This is a genomic window from Pontibacter brevis (assembly GCF_054779655.1).
On sequence record NZ_BAAGXV010000078.1, the window covers coordinates 13,875 to 39,271 of the forward strand.

General features: G+C 50.4%; 24 protein-coding genes. 17 read left to right on the top strand and 7 right to left on the bottom strand.

The genetic code is table 11. The annotated features are described in order from the left end of the window. Positions 1-129 precede the first annotated feature (129 nt). Together ACYVB1_RS16080 and ACYVB1_RS16085 are read left to right on the top strand one after the other, a co-directional pair. Entirely contained in the window at positions 130-426 is a 297-nt protein-coding gene (locus ACYVB1_RS16080; protein ID WP_460924841.1) for a sugar transferase, read from the top strand. 501 nt (positions 427-927) lie between these two features. Further along, a complete protein-coding gene (locus ACYVB1_RS16085) occupies positions 928-1,143 on the top strand; it encodes a hypothetical protein (RefSeq protein ID WP_460924809.1) in 216 nt (71 codons plus the stop codon). 334 nt (positions 1,144-1,477) lie between these two features. Here ACYVB1_RS16085 and ACYVB1_RS16090 read toward each other — a convergent pair whose 3' ends face one another. From ACYVB1_RS16090 to ACYVB1_RS16105, 4 genes are all read right to left on the bottom strand, one after another. After that, positions 1,478-1,720, bottom strand: a complete 243-nt coding sequence (locus tag ACYVB1_RS16090) for a hypothetical protein (protein ID WP_460924810.1) — start codon at positions 1,718-1,720, stop codon at positions 1,478-1,480. 258 nt (positions 1,721-1,978) lie between these two features. Then, positions 1,979-2,392, bottom strand: coding sequence for a VOC family protein (locus ACYVB1_RS16095; protein ID WP_460924811.1), 414 nt, complete (start codon positions 2,390-2,392; stop codon positions 1,979-1,981). Between the two features lies 1 nt (position 2,393). After that, positions 2,394-3,323: a 2-hydroxyacid dehydrogenase gene (locus ACYVB1_RS16100; RefSeq protein WP_460924812.1), complete on the bottom strand. Its 930-nt coding sequence runs from the start codon at positions 3,321-3,323 to the stop codon at positions 2,394-2,396. A gap of 359 nt (positions 3,324-3,682) precedes the next feature. Then, positions 3,683-4,570 carry a glycerophosphodiester phosphodiesterase gene (locus tag ACYVB1_RS16105; RefSeq protein WP_460924813.1) on the bottom strand — a complete coding sequence of 296 codons (888 nt, stop codon included), beginning with the start codon at positions 4,568-4,570 and terminating at the stop codon, positions 3,683-3,685. An 816-nt stretch (positions 4,571-5,386) separates the two neighbouring features. Here ACYVB1_RS16105 and ACYVB1_RS16110 point away from each other — a divergent pair. From ACYVB1_RS16110 to ACYVB1_RS16125, 4 genes are all read left to right on the top strand, one after another. Beyond that, positions 5,387-5,821: a CBS domain-containing protein gene (locus tag ACYVB1_RS16110; protein ID WP_460924814.1), complete on the top strand. Its 435-nt coding sequence runs from the start codon at positions 5,387-5,389 to the stop codon at positions 5,819-5,821. A gap of 75 nt (positions 5,822-5,896) precedes the next feature. Next, positions 5,897-6,331: an NADH-quinone oxidoreductase subunit A gene (locus ACYVB1_RS16115; protein ID WP_460924815.1), complete on the top strand. Its 435-nt coding sequence runs from the start codon at positions 5,897-5,899 to the stop codon at positions 6,329-6,331. A 120-nt stretch (positions 6,332-6,451) separates the two neighbouring features. Next, positions 6,452-7,090, top strand: coding sequence for an NADH-quinone oxidoreductase subunit B (locus ACYVB1_RS16120; RefSeq protein WP_460924816.1), 639 nt, complete (start codon positions 6,452-6,454; stop codon positions 7,088-7,090). Positions 7,091-7,145: 55 nt separating this feature from the next. Next, positions 7,146-7,430, top strand: a complete 285-nt coding sequence (locus ACYVB1_RS16125; RefSeq protein WP_460924817.1) for a DUF4242 domain-containing protein — start codon at positions 7,146-7,148, stop codon at positions 7,428-7,430. Here the strand turns inward: ACYVB1_RS16125 and ACYVB1_RS16130 are convergent. Further along, positions 7,405-7,719 carry a hypothetical protein gene (locus ACYVB1_RS16130; RefSeq protein WP_460924818.1) on the bottom strand — a complete coding sequence of 105 codons (315 nt, stop codon included), beginning with the start codon at positions 7,717-7,719 and terminating at the stop codon, positions 7,405-7,407. The genes ACYVB1_RS16125 and ACYVB1_RS16130 overlap by 26 nt on opposite strands. Before the next feature lie 34 nt (positions 7,720-7,753). On the opposite strand from ACYVB1_RS16130, the gene nuoC reads away from it, so the two are divergent. From nuoC to ACYVB1_RS16185, 11 genes are all read left to right on the top strand, one after another. Beyond that, positions 7,754-9,502: an NADH-quinone oxidoreductase subunit C/D gene (gene nuoC, locus ACYVB1_RS16135; RefSeq protein WP_460924819.1), complete on the top strand. Its 1,749-nt coding sequence runs from the start codon at positions 7,754-7,756 to the stop codon at positions 9,500-9,502. Positions 9,503-9,728: 226 nt separating this feature from the next. Then, positions 9,729-10,193, top strand: coding sequence for an NADH-quinone oxidoreductase subunit NuoE (gene nuoE / locus ACYVB1_RS16140; protein ID WP_460924820.1), 465 nt, complete (start codon positions 9,729-9,731; stop codon positions 10,191-10,193). 15 nt (positions 10,194-10,208) lie between these two features. Continuing rightward, entirely contained in the window at positions 10,209-11,504 is a 1,296-nt protein-coding gene (gene nuoF / locus ACYVB1_RS16145) for an NADH-quinone oxidoreductase subunit NuoF (RefSeq protein WP_460924821.1), read from the top strand. Then, positions 11,486-14,215 carry an NADH-quinone oxidoreductase subunit NuoG gene (gene nuoG / locus ACYVB1_RS16150; RefSeq protein WP_460924822.1) on the top strand — a complete coding sequence of 910 codons (2,730 nt, stop codon included), beginning with the start codon at positions 11,486-11,488 and terminating at the stop codon, positions 14,213-14,215. Before nuoF ends, nuoG begins: the two co-directional genes overlap by 19 nt. After that, complete coding sequence (gene nuoH, locus ACYVB1_RS16155; RefSeq protein WP_460924823.1) at positions 14,185-15,147, top strand: NADH-quinone oxidoreductase subunit NuoH; 963 nt, start codon at positions 14,185-14,187, stop codon at positions 15,145-15,147. The genes nuoG and nuoH overlap by 31 nt, the downstream gene beginning before the upstream one ends. Positions 15,148-15,499: 352 nt before the next feature. Next, entirely contained in the window at positions 15,500-16,015 is a 516-nt protein-coding gene (gene nuoI / locus ACYVB1_RS16160; RefSeq protein ID WP_460924824.1) for an NADH-quinone oxidoreductase subunit NuoI, read from the top strand. 4 nt (positions 16,016-16,019) lie between these two features. Beyond that, positions 16,020-16,556, top strand: coding sequence for an NADH-quinone oxidoreductase subunit J (gene nuoJ, locus ACYVB1_RS16165; protein ID WP_460924825.1), 537 nt, complete (start codon positions 16,020-16,022; stop codon positions 16,554-16,556). After that, positions 16,553-16,861: an NADH-quinone oxidoreductase subunit NuoK gene (gene nuoK, locus ACYVB1_RS16170; protein WP_460924826.1), complete on the top strand. Its 309-nt coding sequence runs from the start codon at positions 16,553-16,555 to the stop codon at positions 16,859-16,861. The genes nuoJ and nuoK overlap by 4 nt, the downstream gene beginning before the upstream one ends. Before the next feature lie 5 nt (positions 16,862-16,866). Further along, on the top strand, positions 16,867-18,753 hold the full coding sequence (gene nuoL / locus ACYVB1_RS16175) for an NADH-quinone oxidoreductase subunit L (protein ID WP_460924827.1): 1,887 nt from the start codon (positions 16,867-16,869) through the stop codon (positions 18,751-18,753). Continuing rightward, positions 18,750-20,327 (top strand): NADH-quinone oxidoreductase subunit M, encoded by a 1,578-nt coding sequence (gene nuoM / locus ACYVB1_RS16180; RefSeq protein WP_460924828.1) that lies wholly within the window; start codon positions 18,750-18,752, stop codon positions 20,325-20,327. The genes nuoL and nuoM overlap by 4 nt, the downstream gene beginning before the upstream one ends. 335 nt (positions 20,328-20,662) lie before the next feature. Further along, a complete protein-coding gene (locus tag ACYVB1_RS16185) occupies positions 20,663-22,123 on the top strand; it encodes an NADH-quinone oxidoreductase subunit N (protein WP_460924829.1) in 1,461 nt (486 codons plus the stop codon). Positions 22,124-22,398: 275 nt separating this feature from the next. Here ACYVB1_RS16185 and ACYVB1_RS16190 read toward each other — a convergent pair whose 3' ends face one another. Beyond that, the gene (locus ACYVB1_RS16190; protein ID WP_460924830.1) at positions 22,399-22,854 is read right to left on the bottom strand and encodes a molybdopterin oxidoreductase; all 456 of its coding nucleotides are present in this window, start codon (positions 22,852-22,854) and stop codon (positions 22,399-22,401) included. 4 nt (positions 22,855-22,858) lie between these two features. Next, a complete protein-coding gene (locus ACYVB1_RS16195) occupies positions 22,859-25,246 on the bottom strand; it encodes a molybdopterin oxidoreductase family protein (protein ID WP_460924831.1) in 2,388 nt (795 codons plus the stop codon). Between the last annotated feature and the right edge of the window lie 151 nt (positions 25,247-25,397).

Consider the following 25,397-nt stretch of genomic DNA (forward strand, 5'->3'; position numbering starts at 1 on the left):
CCAGTGGCTTTAGCTCATTTTAGAGTTACAACACACCTAAACCACCATAACCATGACAGAAAAGACAATAACATGAATTATCGACTACTCCTTTCTTCCCAATGACAGAAAAGATGACCTCCCCAATTTATCAATGTGCTTTTAGGAGACATGTCAGTCGTAGGCCCAAGGCCTCACATGCTAAAACACACACAAGACTACTCCCAGGTAATAAACAATTACATGGTGCGGCATTTTCTGACACCCGGCATCACCGGTTGGGCGCAGGTGAACGGGTTTAGGGGCGAAACCAGGGAAACGAACGCTATGCTGAACAGGGTGCAGGCAGACCTTTGGTACCTGGAGAACTGGTCTATCTTACTTGATTTGAAGATTATTTTCCTCACCATCTGGCGGGGCTTGAGAAACAACGAAGATGTCTTTTAAGCAGTGTTTCATTCCTGCACTAGCATTGTTTCTTCAGGTTTCTCCTATATTGCGCAAAGCTATATTCAGCAATAACGAAGTACATACTGCCAAAAAAAAGCTTTTTTCAGTATCACTTTGCTTAGTTCAGAGAGGGCTTCGGACAAAGCAAGCTGTACAGTAGTTCCTATACTGTTTTTATGAAGGAACTGTGCATAAGAGTTACAAGATTCAAATGCTAAATCCTTTCTTTATCTCTTCCCGGTCTGGCGTTTACTTTCTGAGATTTATTATTACAAGCTTAAATCCATCAGTACTGGCATTGTAATATCCTTCGTGGCTTCCGTCATTTCCATTGTAAATCAAAACTTTCCCAAGAACCCACACCTGTAACCTCCCTCGCACAATAGTAATATATATCTTTATTCCGGCGTAACTCGTAAATCATAAAAAAAGTATAACAAAAAGCTTCGGCTACTAAGCCTGAGATGTTAAATTAATGTGAGACTTAAACATAAAATTATGAAAAAGCTATTTTTTGCAAGTGCAGTTGTTCTTGGTTCCATGGGTATGTATTCCTGCGATAGCGGTGGAGGCACTACCTCAGACGATGCCACTGTAGTAGAAAGAGACACAACTGTATCTGAATTGGAAGTGGAGAGAACAACCATGGATGTTGATACTACCATCAATACAGAAACAGAAACAATTGATCCACAAGAGAATCAGAACCAATAATAAGTTTTAATCTAAGAAATTAGATTTCTACCTATACACATTATAATAATAGGTGGCAGGGCAGGTACAGCTAAGTATACCTGCCCTGCCACCTTTGTTTTTGCCTCTTCAAAACGGATTCCGCTGTTAAATCAAAATTTTATGTTTCAGCATTAGAGGCAGTACGCACAAAATATTTGGCTGGATAGGATAGGCATGACATAACAAAGCCGCTTGTTGATTCAAACAAGCGGCTCTGTTATTTGCAGTTTAGTTCATCCTCACTTGCCCTCTCTCCTGCTTAAGGTTTTATAGATAAAGTGAGGGATGTTCTAAACTTTTTTTCCTAAACTTATTATCTCACCCAGCTTCTACGCTCGCTGAAGTGGTTACAGCCGAAGGTGGCACCGGTTATCATTTCAAATTGATTTGGCTTTAAATCATTTTCGGGTCCCTCATGCACTAAAGGCAGTACATAAGCAGGGTTCATGGCATGCTGGCCGGTAAGTTCATCACATACGCCAAAGTCTTTGCTTTGCAGATCTATTTTATTTTGGTCCTGCTCCCAGTGGGTGCAGTGATTGCATGTTGCTTCCATAGTTCATATATTTTTGTTCTACATAATCCTGTATTCTCTGTTACATTATACCCTGTTTTACCATCCTCTTGTTACAGAACCCAGGTGTTTTACCGTAATTTAGAATAAAGCAAAATAAGGGCGTAACAAATCCCCTGGTTAGGATAAACCACTCAGGGGAATGGCTTTATCATCCCAACCCGGTAACAAGGATTCTTTTGCCGTTTTAGCCTGGCAGAACTTAACAGTTCTGACCAGTTTACGCTACTCCCAATGCTGCTAGGAGGCAAATACTTCGTCTTTGTTTCTGAAGGCTTTGAATTCAATCGGGTTTCCACTCAGGTCCAGGATAAACATAGTCAGTTGCTCCCCTTTCTGCCCTTCATACCGTGTCTGAGGCTTTATGATAAAAGCTATGTCATGTGCCTGCAGACGCTCCTGGACCTCATGAAACTGTTCGTACTCCAGGATACATCCAAAATGCGGGATGGGGACGCTCACGCCATCTACCTTTCCACAATAATCTAATTCCGGAATATGAGTGCTGATGTGCGCTGAGAGCTGATGACCGAAGAAATCAAAGTCAATCCAGCTTTCTGTGCTTCTTCCCTCCGAACAGCCTAGTATGCCTACATAGAATTTGCGTGTCGATGCGATGTCTTTTACTTTGAAGGCGTAGTGAAATGCGCTCATGTTAGTATCCTTTTGTAAGTGAAACGATGCCGGTTAAAGGCTCCTTCTTTTTGAGCCTGTCGTAGTTGTCGAGAATTTGGTCGGCGGCTGTTGCCGGATTAGTTATACTGGCAATATGGGGTGTAACGTTAATCTTAGGATGCTCCCAGAACGGATGATTAGCAGGAAGTGGCTCTTTACGGAAAACGTCTAAACTTGCTCCCGATAAATGCCCTGTATCAATCATCTCAATCAAGTCATTCTCTACAAGATGCTCCCCCCTTGCGACATTGATAACAAAAGCACCTTCCGGCAATTTACTGAAAGTGTTTTTATTCAGGATATTGGCTGTCTCCTTTGTTAAAGGCAGCAAGCAGATGAGAATATCGGAGCTTGCCAAAAAAGAGTTGAGACCATCCTGCCCCACGTATACCTGCATATCCTGCACCTGTTTTGGGGTTCTTGCCCAGCCATTTACCTTAAACCCCAACTCCTGCAGCTTGCCGGCTACATAAGAACCTAAAACCCCTACCCCCATTACACCAATCGTAACGTCTCCTGTTCTCAGGTATGGTTTTGGTGCCCATTGCTGCCGCTGCTCCGCTGCCTTGTAGGCAGAAAAGCCACGCACATGATTCATTACAAGGGCTGTAGTAAATTCTGCCATGTCCTTTGCCAGGTTAGGCTCCGTGATTCTTGTGATGCTGACCCCTTCAGGTAGATCGGGATCTTTCAGTATGTGGTCCACCCCAGCGCCCATAGAAGAAATACACTTCAGGTTAGGGTACTTTTTGAAAGCGCCGAGCGGGTGATTCCAGGCCAGCGCAAACTCCACCTCTTCTCTGTTGGTTTCGTCCGGATATATCCTGATATCAAGTTCTGGTCTTTTCTCTTTTAGTGCACTAACCCAGGGATCCAGGTCTTTTCCCTGCGTTATAATAATTACTGACATATAAATGATGATGTAAACTGTACCGCTGTTGCATCAGGATAAACGAAATTAGATGAAGGACAGATTTAAGATCGAGCAACGGTTGCCAACGACGTATTCCCTAGCGGCATTATGACACAGGAAAGCACTCCTGCATCAAACTATTCCCCTTGGGAGTTGAGCCACTGTATCAGTGAAAGTTAGCCTTACCTCAACCTTCCGGTATTCGCGCTCAGCTTCATTATGATTTTAAAAAATTCAAAGGTCCCACTACAAATGTAGGGAAACTAAAATTGCCGGCTCTAAATGAACAGAAGAAGAAACTATTGAGTTTTTCTTCTGTTGCGGCAGGGCAGGTTGTTTCTGATATGAATCTCAGCTTAATTGTTCGCCTGCCGTTCAACCCGATCAGGGTAGTCTGTAATGATACCATCCACTCCCATGCGTATAAGTTGGTTCATCCGGGCTTTCGTATTAACCGTCCAGGGAATGATTTTGAGGCCTTTCTTGTGGCAGGCTTCCACCATTCTCCGGTTTACTAGTTTATGGTAAGGGCTGTAAACAGCAGGCAGGAAGCTCAGCCGCTGCAGGTTGCCTTCCAGCCCCTTCACATTGCTTACCAGAAAGGCAACGGGGACGTCCGGGTGCTTCCGGTGTAGCTCTTCCAAAATTCTCGGGTCGAAGGACTGTAAGAGCACGCGATCCTTTAGTTCCTTTTCCGCCACCACCTGCATAACCAGAGCAACAAACTCCTCAGGCTCCGGATGGTATACCATGTCTCCTTCAGGAGAGGCTTTTATCTCTAAATTATAACGGGGAGCCGGCATGTTCCTGCTGGCCGCATAGCGCTCTACACTATCAATCAATTCACTTAGCAAAGGCTTGTAGACTACCATCTTTTGCTGCATTGGGAAATCAGGATGAGGTTTACTGCCTACATCATACTTCCTGATTTCCTCATAGTCAAGCGCATAGAGGTTATAAGTCTTTTCAGCTGACTCCGGTATAGGCTTCCCATCTGGCGTAAGCGTGATTGTAGCGGAGAAAAAAGGCTCGTGCGATACCAGCGGCAATTTGTCTTTGCTAATACATACATCTAACTCAAGCGTGGTTACACCTAAATCGAGCGCCTTTTTCATGGCCGGTATCGTATTTTCCGGCATCAGCCCACGCGCTCCACGGTGCCCCTGCACATCCAACTGCTGCTGCGCCTGGCAAACAAGGGCGCAAAAAATAAATACAAGGGTAAGAAAGTGTTTTTTTAACATTCTTGTAAAACAGGATATGCTGTAGCCAGAAATTTAACTTTATATAAATCTAACAAAATTATATCTTTTTTAAAGTTCAGTCGTACCTATCTCAACATTCATGAATATAGATATATTACCATGGGTTACTATTATACCGTTCAGGAATATGCTTCTATAAAAGGACTTCATCTTTCTATACAGGATGAAATGGAGGCAGCAGCAAATGCCACGATGCTCAGCAACAAGCACGGTATTCCTATTAATAAAACCTGTTGCAACAACAGCGGCAGTAAAACAAGCTGTTATGCTGTACGCATTCTAAGGGAAACCTTCAGGTCTTCTGCCAAAACTATAAAGGCGCCTTCGGAGAAACTCATAGCAAGAGTTTCCGGCTGAGAGTACTCCTTACAGTTGATGTTTTTAAGTCCTCAGGTTACTGCACTTTCAGGCAGCTAACGTTGCGTCTGGTTTCCTATGTCCGTTTTGCTTCCTTTTCCTCTCTTTCGCCTTATTAAATGAGTGTTTTTCAAGCACGTGCGTTTTTAGCAAGGTGCAAGAAAGAAGAAAATTACAAGCCAACTGCTTTTAATTATAATGAGCATAAATCCCAGTCATGCTAGCCTAATTTAAGCAAAAGTATTTTTTTATTAACAAAATCATAAAATCAAACCTGTTTTCCTGCATTCCTGCATTTACAACAAAGCCTAACCAACTGAAAACTAATTATTTTATCCCAATTTTTTTCTGTCTTTTTAGAGCATTATATTTTAATTTATCGTATATTAATTTAAATTATTCAAACAGCCCACTCATTCAAACCAAAAGGAGGTAATTATGGGAACAGTCAGGCACATTTTACAGCAAAAAGGAAACAACATTCTTTCTGTAGATCCCAACACCACTGTTTTCAACGCCTTAGAGCTGATGGTTGAAAATAACGTGGGTGCCCTGTTAGTGATGGACCAGGGAAATTTTGTCGGTATTTTCACAGAAAGAGATTATGCCAGAAAAGTAATCCTCAAGGGTAAAGCCTCCAAAGAAACCCTTGTGAAAGAAATTATGAGTGAACACCCCTTAACTGTGACGCCCAACGATACAGTTGAAGACTGCATGAAACACATGACACAGAAGTTCATTCGCCATTTACCTGTCTTGGAAGAGAGAAAACTTGTCGGCCTGATATCTATAGGCGACATTGTGAGATACATCATCGAGGAACAAAAATACATCATCGACAACCTCGAGCATTACATAGCCGGTCAGGTTTAACCACCAGCCAGCAGCAGGAATATTTTTTTGGTATCATGAACATCAACTAATTATCCGCAAGGAGGCGGAAGGGATGTGTATACCTCAAGTGAAAATGCGACCGTACTATGGCCGCTGTTGGTTTATGGCGCCATTGTGCTCAGCTTGGTGGGGCTTATTATCGGTCTCTCCTACGTGTTGGGACAGCATCACAACGAACGCGCCACCGGGGAGCCCTACGAAGGAGGCATACTGAGCGCGGGCTCAGCCCGCATGCGCTTCTCTTCTCAGTTTTACCTCGTAGCGATGCTTTTCGTCATCTTCGACGTCGAAACAATATTCATCCTTTCGTGGGCTATCGCCTTCCGTGAACTGGGCTGGTACGGCTATCTTGGGGTACTGGTGTTTATTGGCCTTCTGGTCATTGTGCTGGTATATGAGTGGCGAAACGGGGCTTTGGATTTCGGCCCTGACGGTAGGAAAATCCTGGCTGCTTACAAAAGAATGAGCCGCAAACCGGATACAGTCTAGTTTGCTAATCGAAACACAGAAGATAGTATTCGCACCACAGGCACCGCCATAGCCTTCAGCTATAACAGGAGGTATACGCCCTGACGACAGATACAAGAGAAATCACCTAATACAAATAAAATGAAATGGTGGCTAAGTAAACCAGATGCACCTGCCTCTACCGTAAAAGGAACAGGCTCGTATGAGGACAACATCCAGCAAAGCATTATGCTGACAACGGTACAGGACCTGGTGGCATGGGGCAGGAAGAACTCTATGTGGCCTTTCCACTTCGGGCTTTCCTGTTGCTTTGTGGAGATGGCCACCAGCATGACACCCAAATACGATGTGGCCCGTTTCGGAGCAGAGGTAATTCGCGGTACGCCCCGCGAAGCTGACGTAATGATTATAGCAGGGACCGTTTTCATCAAAATGGCCCCCATCATCAAACGGCTGCATGAGCAGATGATGGAGCCCAAGTGGGTTATTTCAATGGGTTCCTGTGCAAACTCCGGTGGCATGTACGACATCTACAGTGTGGTGCAGGGAGTAGACAAGTTCCTGCCCGTTGATGTGTATGTACCCGGCTGCCCGCCCCGCCCCGATGCCTTTATGGAAGGCCTGATGTTACTCGCCGAATCAGTTGGAAAAGAAAGAAGGCCCCTCAGCTGGACAATAGGGGAACAGGGGGTCATAAAACCGGAGAAAATTGATGTGAAGGAAAGAAGGCAGGAAGCGCGGGCGAAGATGACCGAGTTCAGATCGCCGGATGAGGTGTAGCTGGCGGGGTTTTGCTACCTAAAACAGAATCATTAACAAATTTAAAAGAACCGATATGCCGAAGTATGTCATTGAACGGGAAGTTCCAGGAGCCGGAAACCTGTCTGCCGCAGAATTGAAAGGTATTTCACAGACATCCTGTGGCGTACTGAGCAACTTAGGCCCACAGATACAGTGGGTACACAGCTACGTGACAGGAGACAAAATCTACTGCGTTTACAATGCGCCAAACGAAGAAATGGTACGGGAGCATGCCAGACAAGGTGGATTTCCTGCAAACTCCGTGAGTGAGGTGAAGGCTATCATTGATCCGGTTACAGCCGAGGAAATGGCTGTTTAACTGTAGCGCTAGCAGCAGCAGCTTCGGATTTCTTGCGCTTTTGGATTAAGAAAACCGGAAGTAAACGGAAGAGGGCTTTCATGCTCCCTCTAGCTTCTTGTATTTCGGGGGCAATCATTAGCAGTTTTGTTGTGGGAACAAACGTCTGCAACAGCAATAACAGCATTAAATTCATCACCTCTCTCAGTGAGCGCAGCGTAGCACCCAATGAGTAGAATGCAGGCAACAGCAACGGCTGCAAAAAGCACCTATTTAACATAAGTTTCAAAATAGAGAATTCAATTAGCATGAGGTAATATTTCAGGGCGTTACAGATTTTTACCATGGAAATGGAAAGCAGCGTTTTAGCGCAATTACAGGAAAAGTTTGGGGCTTCTACATTCAAGCCCCAGACATCAAAGGATGAGGTGCTCACCCTCTGGACTCCTCTTGACAGGATAAAAGAGGTACTGGCTTTCCTGAAAAAGGACATCCCGCAGCCGTACCGCCTGCTCTTCGACCTCACTGCCATCGATGAACGCACCCGCAGGAAGGAAAACGGCCATACGCCCTACGCCTTCACCATGGTGTACCACCTCCTCTCCTTCGATCGCAACAGCTTTATCCGGCTTAAAGTAGGGCTGAAAGACGACTTCCCGCTGGTGCCCAGCATCAGCAGCCTGTGGGCCAATGCCAACTGGTATGAACGGGAGGTGTATGACATGTTTGGCATCCGCTTTGAAGGGCACCCGCACCTGTACCGCATCCTGATGCCCCGCACCTGGGTGGGTCATCCGCTGCGCAAAGAACATCCCGCCCGCGCAACGGAAATGGGGCCCTTCCAGCTCTACGACGATAAAATAGACCTCGAGCAGGCCGCCCTGCAGTTTAAACCGGAAGAGTGGGGCCTGGCGCGGCAAAGTGACGACAGCGACTTCATGTTTCTCAACATCGGCCCGCAGCACCCGGGCACACATGGCGTGCTGCGCATTGTACTGCAGCTCGACGGTGAGGATATTGTAGATGCCATACCTGACATCGGCTTTCACCACCGGGGTGCCGAAAAAATGGGCGAACGCCAGACGTGGCACACTTACCTGCCTTACACCGACCGGGTAGACTACCTGGGCGGCGTGATGAACAACATGGCCTACCTGCAGTCGGTGGAGAAGCTGGCGGGCATTGAAGTGCCGGAACGGGTAAAATTCATCCGTGTTATGATGTGCGAGCTCTTCCGTATCGCCAGTCACCTGGTATGGTACGGCACCTTTGCGCAGGACGTGGGGCAGCTTTCGCCCGTGTTCTATATGTTCTCAGACAGGGAAAAGATATTTGATATAGTAGAGGCTGTGTGTGGCGGGCGCATGCACCCTAACTGGTTCCGCATTGGCGGCGTGGCGCAGGACCTGCCAAACGGTTGGGAAACGCTGGTGCAGAACTTTCTCAACTACTTTCCGAAGCGGCTGAAAGAGTACGATAGCATGGTGCTCAAAAACAGCTTGTTTAAGGCCCGTACCAAAGGCATCGGCATCTTTACGCTGGACGAAGCCATTGAGTGGGGCGTAACGGGCCCGAACCTGCGCGCCTGCGGCTTTTCCTGGGACTTCCGTAAAAAGCAGCCGTATTCCGGTTACGAGATGTTTGATTTCGAGGTGCCCACTGCCGCCAACGGCGACTGCTACGACCGTGCCTTGGTGCGCGTGGCCGAAATGCGCCAAAGCCTGCGTATTATTGAGCAGTGTATGAAGAACATGCCCGCTGGTCCTTACAAGGCAGATCACCCCCTTACTACTCCTCCAATCAAAAAGCACACGATGCATGACATTGAAACCCTGATCACACACTTTTTAGGTGTGAGTTGGGGACCGGTGATACCTCCTGGCGAAGCCATGAGCTGCATCGAAGCCACCAAGGGAGCAAACGGGTATTATCTGACCAGCGACGGGAATACTTCACCCTACCGGGTGCGCATCCGCACTCCCTCTTTCCCGCACATGCAGATGCTCCCTTACATCACAAAAGGCTATACGGTAGCGGATTTGCTGTCTATACTCGGGGCCATGGACTATGTGCTAGCAGATATTGACAGGTGATTTGAGTTATGAATTACGAGTTGAACAGACGCTGATGCGAGCTTGTAGCTCGTACCGCTACTCGTTCGGTTAATGCCGTTATTGGAGTAAATGAGTTGCTGGTGAAAACACCAACAACGGCAAACGGCATCAACGCTTAACGAACATAAAGTAAAAAGGCACGAGCTGCAAGCCCGCGCCAGCGAAAAAGTCTAATGTCTAACGTCTTGATACCTGAGTCTTAGTTATGCTAACCGCAGAGGAAAAACAGAAAATCGAACATGAAATCAGCCTCGTGCCGACCCAGAAGAACGCTTGTATCGAAGCGCTGAAGATTGTGCAGCACAACCGTGGCTGGATCTCAGACGAGAGCCTGAAGGATGTGGCGGAAGTAGTGGACATGTCGCCGGCAGAGCTGGACAGCGTGGCTACCTTCTACAACCTGATTTTCAGAAGGCCTGTCGGCAGGCATGTGATTTTGCTCTGCGACAGCATCAGCTGCTACGTCATGGGCTACGAAGGAATCCGCGACCACCTTTATCAAACTCTGAACATCCAATACGGCCAGACCACAGAGGATGGCCGCTTTACCTTACTACCTAACTGCTGCCTCGGCACCTGCGACTGTGCCCCCGCCCTTATGATTGACAACGATTTGTACCGGAATTTAACGGTTGACCAGCTGGATGAGATCTTGAAAAAGTATACCTAAACCGCATGTGGGCCTATGGAGTTGCCCCTTACCCAACACATTGTACCTGGCCGCAAACCGCTCAACCTGAAAGAGTATGAACAGGTGAGTGGATACCAGTCCGTCCGGAAGATATTAAAGGCCATGTCACCCGTCGAAGTACAGACGCTGGTGAAAGACTCGAACCTGAAAGGACGCGGCGGCGCCGGCTTTAACACGGGCCTGAAGTGGAGCTTTGTGCCGATGGGGCCGGAAGCAGCCACGCCTAAATACTTGGTGGCGAATGCCGACGAAATGGAGCCGGGCACCTTTAAGGACCGCCTCCTGCTGGAAGGCAACCCACACCAGCTCATTGAAGGCATGATCGTGGCCGCCTACGCCATTCAGGCCAGCGTCTCCTACGTCTTCCTCCGCTGGGCCTACAAGCTAGCGGCTAGGGAAATTACTCAGGCCATACACGAAGCTTATGAAGCGGGTTATTTAGGCGAAAACATCCTCGGCTCCGGCTTTAACCTGGAGATGCACCTGCACACGGGCGTGGGCCGCTACATGTGCGGAGAAGAAACCGCGCTGCTCAATGCGTTGGAGGGCAAGCGGGCCAACCCAAGGGCAAAGCCTCCCTTTCCCCAGGTCAGCGGCCTCTATGGCAAGCCTACCATCGTGAACAACGTAGAGACGCTTTGCAACCTGCCCCATATCGTGAACAACGGCGCAGAGTGGTTCAAAGGCCTCAGCAAGAGCCCGGATTCCGGCACCAAACTGTATGGTGTAAGCGGCCGCGTGAAAAAACCCGGTTGTTGGGAACTGCCCATGGGTACCACCATCCGCGAAATACTGGAAGACTACGCCGGTGACATGCAGGATGGCTACCTGTTCAAGGGCCTCTTACCCGGAGGGGCATCCACTGATTTCTTGGTGGAGGAGCATCTCGACCTGCCCATGGACTATGGCTCTATTCAGGCAGCCGGAAGCCGCATGGGTACCGGTACCATGATTATCCTCGACGACCAGACCTGCCCGGTGGGATTTGTGCACAACCTGCAGCACTTCTTTGCGCAGGAATCCTGCGGCTTCTGCACCCCCTGCCGCGAAGGGCTGCCTTGGGTAGAGAAAATATTACTGGCCATCGACAAAGGCGAAGGCAAACCGGAACACCTGCTCACCCTTGATTTTCATACCAAATACCTTGGCCCCGGCAATACCTTCTGTGCCCTTGCCCCCGGCGCCATGGAACCCCTGCAGAGCGCTCTGAAATATTTCAGAGAGGATTTTGAGCGACACATTCACGAACACCACTGTCCCTGGAGCAAAGTATGGCAACCATCTATATAGACAACAAACCCTACGAAGTCAGTGCAGGCAAGAACCTGCTGCAGGCCTGCCTCACCTTAGGCCTTGATGTACCGTACTTTTGCTATCACCCCGCCATGGGTTCCATAGGCGCCTGCCGCCAGTGTGCCGTAAAAGTGTACCGCGACGAAAACGACACCAAGGGCAAGCTCTTCATGTCGTGCATGGAGCAGGTGCGCGACGGCATGCGGGTGTCTGTGGCTGATATGGAAGCAAAGGAATTCCGTGCCCACGTCATCGGCTGGCTCATGACGAACCACCCCCACGACTGCGCCGTGTGCGACGAAGGCGGCTCCTGCCACCTGCAGGACATGACGGTGATGACAGGCCATAACTACCGCCACTACGACTTTCAGAAGCGTACCTACCGCAACCAGTACCTGGGGCCTTTCCTGAACCACGAGATGAACCGCTGCATCCAGTGCTACCGCTGTGTGCGCTACTACAAAGACTATGCAGGCGGAAAAGACTTGGATGTTTTTGCGGCGCACAACCACCTGTACTTTGGCCGCCACGAAGATGGCGTGCTGGAAAGTGAGTTCAGCGGCAACCTGGCAGAAGTGTGCCCCACAGGTGTGTTTACAGATAAAACACTCAAGCAGCACTATACCCGCAAATGGGACCTGACCACAGCCCCCTCTGTTTGCCACCATTGCAGCCTCGGCTGTAATACCATTGCCGGGGAGCGCTACGGCACCTTGCGGAATATCACTAACCGCTATAACGGCGAAGTGAATGGTTACTTCCTCTGCGACCGCGGTCGCTTTGGCTATGAGCACGTGAACAGCTTCAGCCGCATACGCAAGCCCCTTGTGCGCAGCCAGCTGCCGGAGGCGACAGACAAGTATACGGCGTTACAGGCAGCAGCCTCTGCCGTGAAGGCTGGCAGGGTGATTGGCATTGGTTCGCCGCGTGCCTCACTGGAATCAAATTATGTACTCCGAACACTGGTAGGGGAAGATAACTTCCACCATGGCGTATCCGACATGGAGCACGACCTTGTAGACCTGGCGCTTCGCATTTTGAAGGAGGGAGCCGCACGCACACCGTCTTTGAGAGAAGTAGAAAAAGCAGACGCGGTGTTTATTCTCGGGGAGGACCTGACCAACACCGCCCCTATGCTGGCACTGGCCGTACGGCAGGCTGTCAGGCAAAAGCCGATACTGGAGCAGGTTTCTGAGGCCAACATACCGGTGTGGCAGGATGCGGCAGTACGGGAGTTGGTGCAAACAGAAAAGGGCCCGCTCTTCAGCGCTACTTACAACGAAACGAAACTAGATGAACTGGCTACCCAAACCTACTACGCCTCTCCCGAGGCGATAGCCCGTTTAGGGTATGCTGTGGCAAATAACATATACCTGGATTGCCCCCCTGTAGAAGGGTTAAATGAGGCAGAACAGCAATTGGCCCGGCAGATTGCAGAGGCGCTGATGGCAGCAAATAACCCATTGATTATTTCGGGCACGCACAGCGGAAACGAACGCGTGCTGAAAGCCGCTTCCAACATTGCGAACGCACTGTGTGCGAGAGAAAAAACAGCAGGAATTGCACTTACTGTACCGGAGTGCAATAGTATGGGCCTGGCCATGTTAGGAGGCCACAAATTAGAGTCTGCGCTGGAGGCTGTGCTCAACGGCTATGCCGACACGGTCATCATCCTTGAAAACGACTTGTACCGGCGTGCAGGAGAAGCAACAATAAACAATTTTTTTAAAACTTGTAAGCAGGTTATCGTGCTGGACCACCTCCATAACCGCACCACCGAAACGGCTGGTGTCCTTTTGCCGGCAGGCACTTTTGCCGAAGCAGATGGCACGCTCATTAACAACGAAGGCCGGGCACAGCGTTTTTACCAGGTATACCCTACCGCGGAAGACATACAGGAAAGCTGGCGTTGGCTATCTGAACTGGGTACTATCGTGGCGCAGGAGGACATCATCAACTGGCAAGGTTACGACGACATCATTCGTGCCATTGTCGTAGAGCTGCCGGTGTTCCGGGGTATAGAGGCGGTTGCACCTACCGCTGAGTTCAGAATTGCAGGGCAGAAGATTGCCCGGGCCTCGCACCGTTTCAGTGGGCGCACGTCTATGCTTGCCAACATCAATGTGAGCGAGCCTAAACCACCTGAGGACCCTGACTCTCCACTTTCCTATACGATGGAAGGTTACCGGGGCCAACCACCTTCCTCCCTGATTCCGTACTTCTGGGCGCCTGGCTGGAACTCGAACCAGGCTACCAACAAGTATCAGCAGGAAGTAGGCGGCCACCTGAAAGGGGGCGACCCTGGCGTGCGCCTGATAGAGCCAGCCGGTACGGGAGAGTTCTCTACGGCTGTTCCCCAGAACTTTTTACCGCTGGAGGACCACCTTTTTATGCTGCCCCTGTACCATACGTTTGGCTCAGAAGAGTTAAGCATTTTCTCTCCTCCCATTATGGAGCGAACCCCTGAGCCCTATGTAGCACTCAATGCCGCCGATGCCATGCGCCTGAAGCTGGAAGAAGGGCAGCCGCTGCATTTCACAATAGAAGGCCAGCATTACGCTTTACCCGTGAAGACCAGCCTGCATATACCAAGTGGCACTGCCGGCTTGCCTGTTGGTTTACCTCCAGTACCCTTTGCAGAATTACCCGCATGGGCCATCTTAAACCGTGACTTAAAATGGAAGAAGCAACCCCAAACTACTTTCTGAGCATCGGCGGCGTGCTGTTCGTGATGCTCAATGTGGCAGCCGGACTTATCTGGGTGGAGCGCCGTATGCTGGCCCTGTGGCAGGACCGTTACGGACCGAACCGCGCAGGCCCCTTCGGCCTCTTTATCGTGCTGGCAGACTCGATGAAGCTGTTCTTTAAAGAGGACTGGATACCGCCTTTTGCTGATAAAAAAGTATATGTTATCGCCCCTGCTGTGGTGGTGGTCACGGTACTGCTCAGCTTTGTGGTGGTACCCTTTGCCCCTGGTATTGTGGTGGCAGACCTTAACATCGGGCTGCTGTTTTTCCTGGCTATGTCGTCGATGGGTGCTTACAGCATCATCCTGGGCGGCTGGGCCTCTAACAACAAGTATTCGCTTTTAGGCGCTATGCGTGGCGCCGCCCAGATGATCTCGTACGAGGTTTTTATGGGGCTCGCGTTGATGGGTGTGGTGCTGCTAAGTAACTCTTTCCGCTTATCAGACATCGTGCTGGCCCAGGCAGGAATGTGGTTTGTTATTCCACAGTTCTTGGGCTTTGTCATCTTCTTTATTGCTGGCATCGCCGAAACGCACCGCCTGCCTTTCGATATACCCGAGGCAGAAAGTGAGCTCATTGCAGGCTTCCACTCAGAGTACTCCGGCATGAAATTCGGCATGTTCTTCATTGGGGAGTACATGGGCATTACGCTCATCTCCTGTATGCTCGTCACCTTATACTTTGGCGGCTGGCTGGGTCCGGACTTTTTACCGCCCATTGTGTGGTTCATCCTGAAAACAGCCTTCTTCCTGATGGTCTTTGTGCTGCTAAGGGCCTCGCTGCCCCGCCCCCGCTACGACCAGTTAATGGAGTTCGGCTGGAAAATTTTGCTGCCGCTTACGCTGGTGAATTTACTGGTGACGGCTGCTATTGTGCTGTGGCAGGAAGGGTGAAAAATCCAAACACTCCTGCCTGTTAAGAATTTCTAGTGTAGAAGGAACGAGCTACAAGCTCGCACCAGCAAGGGAGGGGAGTTGGAATTATTATTTGAAGATTTTATCAATATAACTGACTAAAGGTAAAAGCACAAAAACTGAAAAACTTGAGCTATAAAAAAGGTCAGTAGAAACCGGAACAGCAGACTCCCCGCCTTAGACAAGGAGGGGTTAGGGGTGGTTAGACCCGGTACCGCATTTATTAGGTGAACCAGAGATAGAATCTGATATACGCTCTGTTTTCTCCCGCTGGTCGAAATGACAAAATAGAAATGGAATAGTAAAGAAACTATAAAAGAAAGGAGCAGACATGTTTAGTATTTTACGCAGTATGTGGCTTACATTTCTGCATGCGTTTCACAAACGTGATACCGTACTGTACCCTGAAGAAAAGCCCTATCTCCCCCCGAGGTGGAAAGGCCGGATTGTCCTGACGCGTGACCCCGATGAGGGCGAACGCTGTGTGGCCTGCAACCTCTGCGCCGCCGCCTGCCCCGTGGACTGTATCTCCCTTCAGGCCACGGAAGACGAGACAGGCCGCCGCTACCCCGACTTTTTCCGCATCAACTTTTCCCGCTGTATCTTTTGTGGTTTCTGCGAAGAGGCCTGCCCTACTTATGCCATCCAGCTGATACCGGATTTTGAAATGGGGGAATACAACCGCCAGAACCTGGTGTATGAGAAAAAGGATCTGCTCATCAACAGCCAGGGCAAGTACCCGGGCTACAATTACTACAAGGTGGCGGGTATGGCCATCGGCGGAAAAGACAAAGGAGAGGCAGAAAACGAAATGCCTCCTGTAGATATTAAAAGCTTAATCCCCTGACGCCATGGAACTGACATTTTATATAGCCGCAGCTGTTGCCGTACTGGCTACCCTGATGGTGATTACCCGCTATAACATGATTCATGCGCTGCTCTACCTCGTGGTTTCATTCCTGGCAGTTGCAGTAGTCTTCTTTACCCTGGGAGCGCCTTTTATGGCTGCCCTGGAGGTTATTGTGTATGCCGGCGCCATTGTGGTGCTCATCATCTTCGTCATCATGATGCTCAACCTCACTTACGAGGATATAAAGCAGGAAAAGGAATGGCTGAAGCCATCTGTATGGGTGGGGCCGGCTATCCTGTCGCTGGTGCTGCTGGCCGAACTGGCTTATATGATAACCGCCGCTGAGGCACCTCCTGCCGCCGCAGTGGTGGCCGTGGATGCCCGCCTGGTGGGGATAGCATTATTTGGCCCCTATGTGCTGGCCGTGCAGCTAAGCGGCATTTTGCTGATGGCGGGCATTGTAGGCGCCTATCATTTGGGCAGGCAAAAGAAAAAAGTGGTACACCGGTTTTTACAGGAAAGGAGCGCCGCCGCATGAATGCTGTATCCATGGAAGCCGGCCTGTTGCTGGCAGGAATCCTTTTCTTACTTGGGATGATCAGCGTCATGATTCGGCGCAACATCATTTTTATGCTCATCTCGGTAGAGATTATGCTGAACGCAGCTGGTCTGGCCTTTATTGTGGCTGGCTCCCGCTGGGTGCAACCCGACGGGCAGGTCATGTTTATCTTCATTCTCACCATGGCCGCAGCGGAGGTGTCTGTTGGGCTGGCCCTGATCCTGCAGATTTACCACCAGCTGAAGACCCTGAACAGTGACACCGCAAACTTTATGAAAGGATAAATGCTATGGAGAACGTACTTTGGTTGATACCCGCTTTGCCCTTTGCCGGGGCCCTGCTGCTGGTGCTGTTCGGCAACAGGATCTCACGCGGACTGGTAACCGCTACCGGGGTAGGCAGTGTCGGAGTTTCGGCAGCTATCACGCTGCTGCTGGGCATTGAATACCTTTCTGCTCAGCCTGCTTACTACCACCAGGAAGTATGGAACTGGTTTAACGTGGCGGGTTTTAATCCGTCCATTGCCTTTCACCTGGATGCACTCTCGATGGTATTTATCTTTGTCATCACCTTTGTCGGTTTTCTCATCCACATTTACTCCACTGAGTACATGGCCGAAGATGCCGACTACTCCCGCTTCTTTGCATGCATGAATTTGTTTGTAGGCTCCATGTTGGTGCTCGTGATGGCAGACAACCTCCTGCTCTTATACCTGGGTTGGGAAGGCGTTGGTTTGTGCAGCTACCTGCTCATCGGCTTCTGGTACAAAGAACCCGCAAACGGCTATGCTGCCCGGAAAGCTTTCATCATCACGCGCGTCGGCGACACGGCCATGGCCATCGGGCTATTCATGTTCTTCCAGGCTTTCGGCACCCTGCATATTCAGACCATTTCCACGGAGGCGGTACAACTGTGGGATACAGGTGCGCAGATGGCTGTGATCATTGCTTTTCTGCTGCTTGGTGGCGCTGTAGGTAAATCCGGGCAGTTGCCACTGCAAACGTGGCTGCCTGATGCCATGGCGGGTCCAACCCCTGTCAGCGCCCTGATACATGCCGCGACCATGGTCACGGCGGGTGTTTACCTCATTGCGCGTATGCACGTCATTTTTGAGCTGGCTCCTGTCGCGATGATGGCAGTAGCGGCTATTGGTGCCGTTACGCTGCTGATTGCCGGTTTTGCCGCCCTCACGCAGTACGACTTGAAACGGGTGCTCGCTTACTCTACCATCAGCCAGATTGGCTATATGTTCCTGGCACTGGGAGTGGGTGCCTGGTCGGCGGGCATTTTTCACTTTATGATTCACGCCTTCTTCAAGGCGCTGCTCTTCCTCTGTGCCGGGGCTATTATCCTGGCGCTGCACCATGAGCAGGACATGCGCAAAATGGGTGGACTCAGAAAGTCGATGCCGGTCGTATTCTGGACCTTCCTGATTGGCGCTGCTTCGCTGGCTGCTTTCCCCCTGGTGTCGGCTGGTTTTTATTCCAAGGACCAGATTCTGTGGCTACAGTTGGCAGGCGAGAACGGAAGCGTCTGGCTCTATGCGGCGGGTTTGCTGGGGGCCTTTGTCACCTCCATTTATACCTTCCGGATGGTCTTCATCACCTTCTATGGCGAAGCCAAATCCCATGTCGGGCACCAGCCTACCATGGCGATAAAGGTCCCGCTGATCATACTGGCAGTGCTCTCGTTGGTGGGCGGCTTTATTGAACTGCCGCATAACTTTGGGCATGTGGTGCTGTTCTCTGATTTTCTTTCGCCCATACTGCCCGCAGTAAGCGTGGTGCCGGGTTTTGACCAGTACGAGTGGATGCTGCAGTTATTAGCAGCAGTCGTGTCCTTGGGCGGCATCTGCATTGCCTACCTCTTCTACCTGAGCAAACCTGAACTCCTCGCCTCTATTCACCGCTCTGGTACGGCCATGGCGGTGCACCGCTTCTGGCATTCCGGCTGGGGCTTTGATAAACTTTACGACACCTTGCTGGTGCGGCCTTACGTGTTCCTGGCCAACGTGAACAAACGCGACGTGATTGACGGCTTCTACACCGGCCTTGCCCGTGTGGCAGAAGGCTTTCATATGATGCTGTCGGATACCCAAAGCGGGGTGCTTCGAAACTATGTAGCGGGTGTGGTGGTGGGCGCTATCATGATTCTAACCATAAGCATATTCCTATGATATTAGTCTGGCTTATCGTGATATTGATGGCTGGCGGACTGCTGGCATGGATGGCCCAAAAGTGGCACCGTGCCTCTCCCCGCTGGATAGCATTGGGCTTCGTGCTGGCAACGCTCGGCATAACTGTTTACCTGTGGCTGGCTACACCTGCTGCTACCTTGGGTGCTTCGCCCTGGCTGCTGCAGTACGAACTGCCCTGGATTCCGCAGTGGGGTGTTTCCTTTAGCCTGGCGCTGGACGGACTAAGCCTGCTCATGCTGCTCCTCACTTTTTTCCTGGGGTTGCTGGCTATCCTCATTTCCTGGAAAGAGATAAAAAACAAAGTCGGTTTCTTTCACTTTAACCTGCTGTGGGTATTGGCGGGTATCACTGGTGTTTTCCTCACCATGGACCTGTTCCTGTTCTACTTTTTCTGGGAGGTGATGCTCATACCGATGTACTTCCTGATAGGCATCTGGGGCCATGAGAACCGCAATTATGCCGCCTATAAGTTCTTCATCTTCACGCAGGCCAGTGGGCTCCTCATGCTGCTCGCCATACTGAGTTTGTTCTTCATCCATGGCAGCCAGACGGGCACCTATACCTTTAACTATTTTGAACTGCTGAATACCACGCTTGCTCCTGAAGCGGCACGCCTGCTGATGTTCGGTTTCCTGGCAGCCTTCCTCGTAAAGCTGCCCGTGGTGCCGTTCCACTCCTGGCTAGCCGACGCCCACTCCGAAGCCCCCACGGCAGGCAGTGTAATTCTGGCCGGACTGCTGCTAAAGACAGGTGCTTATGGCTTACTGCGCTTTGTGCTGCCACTGTTCCCGACAGCCACCGTGGAGTTTGCACCCTGGGCCATGCTGCTGGGTGTCATCGGCATTATTTACGGCGCCATCCTGGCCTTCTCACAAACAGACCTGAAACGCTTGGTGGCTTATACCAGCATCAGCCACATGGGCTTTGTGATACTTGGTGTGTTTGCCTTTAACGAATGGGCGCTGCAGGGGGTGGTGATGCAGATGATCACCCATGGCCTCAGTACCGGGGCGCTGTTCATTTTGGCTGGCTTCCTGTACGAGCGCCTGCACACCCGCGACATAAGACTAATGGGCGGTTTCTGGTCCAGAGCCCCGAAGATGGGCGTGGTGGCGCTGGTCTTTGTGATGGCCTCCCTGGGCCTGCCGGGGCTGGGTAACTTTATAGCTGAGTTTTTAACCTTGGTAGGTTCGTGGCAGGCGAACAACTGGCTAACTGTTTTTGCCACCATTGGTCTGGTGATGGCCACGGCTTACTCGCTCCGCATCATGCAGAAAGTGTTTTACGAACCCGCCACAGTGGAGCAACCTGCACTTCCTGACCTTACCTCCCGGGAGATGCTGATTGCCGCGCCCATGATAGTTGGTCTTCTTTGGCTGGGGCTTTACCCGCAGCCTGTGCTAAACCTGGCACAGCCATCCGTGCAGGAACAACTGGAGGCATATTCCGGGTCCAAAGTGGAGCCTAAAGTAGCGGCAAACGAGATGCCTTTGAGAATAGCTGAAATTGACAGTGTATACTTTGAGGCAGTAGTGAAAGATCTTAAAAAGTAATACAAAATGTCCCCCTTTGAAAGGGGTTGGGGGATGACAAGCAGACTGTGGTTCAGAAAAGCATCTGCGACTTTTCGAAAGCAGATGCAACAGGTTTCTCTTGATGCTCTGCAGGTGAAATCATCCCCCTATTCCCTTGAAAGGCAGGGCCGTTTCACTTTAAGAACATGAAGTTAAAGTAATCGTCATTCTGTTAAAAAACTTGGTGGCTGGGAGGTTAAGCTTTCGCTACTGGCCCACAAGATCCTTTACAGGATGACAAAATGTAGAACGAAACGGCCCTGCCTTCATAGGAGAACGTCCTAAAGAGTTGATAGAAGATTAACCCATAGCCCATGAACGTAAATGATTTTATTCACCTGATGCCACTGCTCATCCTGACAGTAGGCGCGTTGGTCAGTATGCTGGTGATTTCAGCATGGCGTAACCACAAGATTATCTACGTGATTACGGCGGTTTCTTTTGTGGCTGCCTTTGCCTCTCTTTTTGAGCAACATGTGGCAGCGCCTTATACCATTGAGCCGCTCTTTGTAATGAACGGATTCTCTGTATTTTATATCGGTCTGATGCTGATTACGGCGTTACTCATCAGCATGCTTTCTTATGCTTATTTCGAGCAGCGCGAAGAGCGGAAGGAAGAATACTATATCCTGCTGATACTGTCCACGCTCGGGGCCTGCGTCATGGTGATCAGCAAACACTTCGCTTCTTTTTTCCTGGGCCTTGAGATACTGAGCGTAGCCCTGTACTCGCTTATTGCCTACCTCCGCACCCGTGAGCGTTCTGACGAAGCAGGTATTAAATACCTCATCCTGGCCGCTTTCTCTTCTGCCTTTCTGCTGTTCGGAATGGCGTTAGTATATGCCGCCACCGGCACCATGACCTTCGCTGGAATAGCCACTGCCATGGCTGCATTCGACAGGCTTCCGCTGTTGGTTATTACCGGCTTTAGCATGATGATCATCGGCATCGGGTTTAAGCTGAGCGTGGTGCCGTTTCATATGTGGACGCCCGATGTTTATGAAGGCGCGCCTGCACCGGTTACGGCTTTCATTGCCACGGTTTCCAAGGGTGGTGTGCTAGGTTTGCTGATTCGTTTTTTCATGGAGGTGGATGGCTACCGCTACCCTACCCTTATTCTCATTTTCACCATCATTGCTGTTGCCTCTATGTTTGCCGGTAACCTGCTGGCCCTGATGCAGCAGAACGTAAAACGCATCCTCGCCTACTCCTCCATCTCTCACCTGGGTTATTTGCTCGTGGCTTTCCTGGCCGGAAACCAGATGGGCGTGGAGGCGGTGACGTTTTACCTTGTCGCTTACTTCATCACCACGGTAGGTGCCTTTGGCGTCATCGCTATGCTGTCGGATGAAGTGCGTGATGCGGAACGGATGGAGGATTATAAAGGTCTGCTCTGGCGGCGCCCCTGGACGGCAACCATTTTCACGGCCATGCTGCTCTCGCTGGCAGGCATACCCCTTACAGCCGGCTTTGTAGGCAAGTTCTACATCATCGCGACAGGCGTGAACACGCAACTCTGGCTTCCGGTGGCAATACTTGTGCTTAATAGCGTGATTGGCTTGTACTACTACATCAAAATCATCGCCGTCATGTTTCAGCAGCCTGAGACTGCGATGGAGCCAAGAAGGCAGCTTCGGCCTTCTATCTATATGGCCAGTGTGGGTACCTTAACCGTGCTCGCGCTGCTGCTGGTGGGCATTGGGGTTTATCCAACAGCTCTTATCAGCCTCATCACAACGGTACTTAATACCTTTACTACACTGACACTAAAGTAGCATGCTGAGCCAGATTTCTCTCTGTACAAATAAAGCGGGGACCTGATACCACTAAAACGGGGCAACACTGGAAAGATGAAAGAGCAGGAAATCATGACCCGAACTTACATTTCTATCACAGCACTTGTACAAGTAGTTACTATAGGGTAATGATTTGGCTGATGAATGCAGGATGGTGCCTGCTCTTCCTAAAACCTTAATCAGGATACTTTGGAAAGCGCATCACCAAAACTATGAGATCCTCTCCGAAAGGTTGTCCGCTGCTGCACAAACTGTTAGGCTACTACCAGCACCTGTGGACTGATGTGCTTGATCTGGGACATCAGCCAGATCAGTTGCCGGTCCGCTGTTTCATTACATTCTTTTACCAAGAGGATCAGCTCCTTGTCCCGCAAAGAGTAGGCGCCCTGTAGCAGGGTTACGCAACAGATTTTGACCTCATTGACTAATACCCACAGGTTCTGAAGGTCACGCACCAGACCAAAGCTGGTGGCCCGGAACATGCTGAACATGGTGTCCCGTAGTTCTTCCGGCTCATCCTGCTCTTTTCCGCTATAGCGCTCCATAAACTGGAGAAGTGCCGCTGCATGCTTCTCTGACCAGGAGGAAAGTTTCTGACAGATGTTAAAGATTTCAGGCTCCACCTTATGCTTCTGGGCCACTGAAGAGAATGCCTTTGCCAGTTCTTTCTCCCCGCTGTAAACAAGCCCTATAAAATACCCTATATGCATCTCTTTATAATTTCAGTTTATCTCTTAGTACGGTTGCCGCCTCCTGTTTCACTTCTGCTATCTCATCTTTCGCTTTTGCCACCAGCTTACCCAGCGCAGAAGTGTCTGCTTTCTGAATACTGACGGCGGCATATTTGTAATATGGCTGCTTGCTTACCGGGTCCCACTCTGTTAGTGTCAGTTCATTGGCAGCGCGTGCACGCTCCGGATTGTCCCAATAACCATAGTGGTAAGGAATAAAAAGGATGCCGGGCGCTATGCCCCCGATCTGAGCAGGCACAACTACACGCCCCCTGCGGGACTTTACCTCCACCAAATCACCTTCGGCAATTTTGTATTGCGCAGCGTCTTCTTCGGAGAGTTGCAGGAAGGCCTCGGGCGCGGCATCATGCAGTTCCTGGGATCGGCCTGTTTTAGTGCGCGTCTGGAAATGATAAACCAGCCGCCCAGTTGTCAGCCACAAGGGATACTCCTTGTCAGGCTGTTCGTGAGGGGGTTCATAATCTGCCGCTTTAATAACAGCCCTGCCCTTAGGATCACTGTTCATATATCTTTCACGTGGCATTTCACCCCCAGTTTGCAGGTCGTTCCCGTAAGACTGGCAATAATCTCCGGCTGTGTTGAATACCCAATCCGTGTACAGCCGCTCCTTCCCTTCCGGGTAAGCCTCATTGCAGGGCCACTGTATTCCTGAGCCACCTGTCAGCTTTTCATAGCTCATACCACTATAGTCGCAGGGGCGCCCTTTGGAGCATAACTTCCAGGCCTCGAACGCTTCTTCGGGAGTGCTCCATTTCACCAGCGGAGCACCATCTTTATCTCTGAAGTCCATGCGGCGGGCGTAGTCAAGAAAGATTTCCAGATCCGGCTTCGCTTCACCCGGAGGGTCAATGGCTTTATGCGAGATATGTACGGTACGATCAGCATTTGTAAAGCAACCGGTTTTCTCACCCCAAATAGCAGCCGGCAATACAACGTCTGCAAGTTTCGCTGTTTCCGTAAGATAAGCATCCTGCACAACCACAAACAGGTTCTCCTTCTCCAGAATGTTTCTTATCCGCAGCAGGTCTGGCAAGGAGACTGCAGGATTCGTGGCACTGATCCAGAGCATTTTGATGACTCCCTGCTGGGCAAACTTAAACAGTTGCATGGCAGGAGTTGGTGAAACCCAATGCGGGATTGTATCCACATCCACGTTCCAAAGGCGCGCCAGCTCTTCCACATGCGCCGGATTCTTCCAGTTGCGCAGGCCAGGCATTTCCCCATCTGCCCCGCACTCATGGGTGTTCTGTGCCGAAGGCTGCCCGTTCATCTGAAAGACACTACAGCCCGAGCGGCCAATCAGGCCCCGGATCAGGTGCAGGTTGTTTAGCTGAACAGCCGCCGCTGTGGCCTGCATCGATTGGTAAACACCTTGCAGCGCAGTAGACACTAAGGAAGGTGTAGTCCCCAGTATGTTGGCCGCTGCCACCAGTTTTGCTGCGGGCACACCGGTAAACTCTTCCACTCTTTCAGGCGTCCATGCCGACACAGTTGCTTTTAACTTCTCAAAACCCGTAGTATGTGCCGCTATAAAAGCTGCGTCTGTATGGCCTGCCCAGATGATCAGGTTCAGGAGGCCGTTCAGCAGGGGTACGTTAGTCCCTAAACGTGGAGCCAGGTGCACGTCTGCTTTTTCGGCGGTAAAGGTTGTTCTCGGATCAATTACCACCAGTTTCGGTGGGTTAGGTCCGGAAAGCCTGTCCAGTATCCGCATCCAAAGTACCGTCTGCTGAGAGCCTGGGTTGTGGCCTACATGCAGGATAGCATCTGTGGTATCAAAATCTGTATAAGAACCGGGACTACCGATGGAGCCAAAGGACTGACTCAGCGAAGCTCCGGAGGTTGCAGTACAAAGACGCGTGTTCGCATCCATGTGCGGTGTGCCCAATCCCGCTTTCCCGATAATCCCTAAAGTATAATACTCCTCCAGAAAGAGCTGCCCTGTAGTATAAAAGCCAATGGCGTTGCTGGTATATTTTTCCTGGAGTTCCTTTGTTTTCTGAACGATAAGGTTCATGGCCTCGTCCCAGCTTGCCTCTTCCAATTTGCCATTCCGCCGGATGAGCGGTTTGGTGAGCCTGTCTTTATGGTTGGCAACCCAGCCATGAAGGCCTTTTGGTCCCAATCGGCCATGGTTCACTCTATCAGCTTCTCGCCCCCGCACACCTACAATTTTGCCGTCTTTAACGCCAATGTCCATACCACAGCAGTTGGAGCACAGCACGCAGGCAGACTGTACCCATTTGTCCGGTTCCTCCTCCAGTTTCACATCCACTCTTACTGGCCAGTTACCCTGGTATGGCATCCGGTCCCCCCATATATCTTTTATACTGTCGCGGGTTTCTCTCACAACGATAAAGCTTTTGATATCACATCCTTTATCAGCAACTGCGGCTGCCATACCAAAGGTCAGATAGTACACAGGAGCAGCAGCATATCTTGCTTACTAAAAGCCGGTCGTATGGTTGCAGCATTAAAAAGATTAGCTCCAGTGTTCGGTG

Coding starts and splice junctions, on each gene's coding strand:
- ACYVB1_RS16120 (WP_460924816.1), top strand. CDS start 6,452: ATGAAATGGTGGCTAAGTAAACCAGATGCACCTGCCTCTACCGTAAAA.
- ACYVB1_RS16190 (WP_460924830.1), bottom strand. CDS start 22,854: ATGCATATAGGGTATTTTATAGGGCTTGTTTACAGCGGGGAGAAAGAA.
- ACYVB1_RS16130 (WP_460924818.1), bottom strand. CDS start 7,719: ATGCTAATTGAATTCTCTATTTTGAAACTTATGTTAAATAGGTGCTTT.
- nuoG (WP_460924822.1), top strand. CDS start 11,486: ATGGCAACCATCTATATAGACAACAAACCCTACGAAGTCAGTGCAGGC.
- nuoL (WP_460924827.1), top strand. CDS start 16,867: ATGGAGAACGTACTTTGGTTGATACCCGCTTTGCCCTTTGCCGGGGCC.
- ACYVB1_RS16100 (WP_460924812.1), bottom strand. CDS start 3,323: ATGTCAGTAATTATTATAACGCAGGGAAAAGACCTGGATCCCTGGGTT.
- nuoC (WP_460924819.1), top strand. CDS start 7,754: ATGGAAATGGAAAGCAGCGTTTTAGCGCAATTACAGGAAAAGTTTGGG.
- nuoI (WP_460924824.1), top strand. CDS start 15,500: ATGTTTAGTATTTTACGCAGTATGTGGCTTACATTTCTGCATGCGTTT.
- ACYVB1_RS16090 (WP_460924810.1), bottom strand. CDS start 1,720: ATGGAAGCAACATGCAATCACTGCACCCACTGGGAGCAGGACCAAAAT.
- nuoK (WP_460924826.1), top strand. CDS start 16,553: ATGAATGCTGTATCCATGGAAGCCGGCCTGTTGCTGGCAGGAATCCTT.
- nuoF (WP_460924821.1), top strand. CDS start 10,209: ATGGAGTTGCCCCTTACCCAACACATTGTACCTGGCCGCAAACCGCTC.
- nuoJ (WP_460924825.1), top strand. CDS start 16,020: ATGGAACTGACATTTTATATAGCCGCAGCTGTTGCCGTACTGGCTACC.
- nuoH (WP_460924823.1), top strand. CDS start 14,185: ATGGAAGAAGCAACCCCAAACTACTTTCTGAGCATCGGCGGCGTGCTG.
- nuoE (WP_460924820.1), top strand. CDS start 9,729: ATGCTAACCGCAGAGGAAAAACAGAAAATCGAACATGAAATCAGCCTC.
- ACYVB1_RS16110 (WP_460924814.1), top strand. CDS start 5,387: ATGGGAACAGTCAGGCACATTTTACAGCAAAAAGGAAACAACATTCTT.
- nuoM (WP_460924828.1), top strand. CDS start 18,750: ATGATATTAGTCTGGCTTATCGTGATATTGATGGCTGGCGGACTGCTG.
- ACYVB1_RS16185 (WP_460924829.1), top strand. CDS start 20,663: ATGAACGTAAATGATTTTATTCACCTGATGCCACTGCTCATCCTGACA.
- ACYVB1_RS16085 (WP_460924809.1), top strand. CDS start 928: ATGAAAAAGCTATTTTTTGCAAGTGCAGTTGTTCTTGGTTCCATGGGT.
- ACYVB1_RS16095 (WP_460924811.1), bottom strand. CDS start 2,392: ATGAGCGCATTTCACTACGCCTTCAAAGTAAAAGACATCGCATCGACA.
- ACYVB1_RS16125 (WP_460924817.1), top strand. CDS start 7,146: ATGCCGAAGTATGTCATTGAACGGGAAGTTCCAGGAGCCGGAAACCTG.
- ACYVB1_RS16105 (WP_460924813.1), bottom strand. CDS start 4,570: ATGTTAAAAAAACACTTTCTTACCCTTGTATTTATTTTTTGCGCCCTT.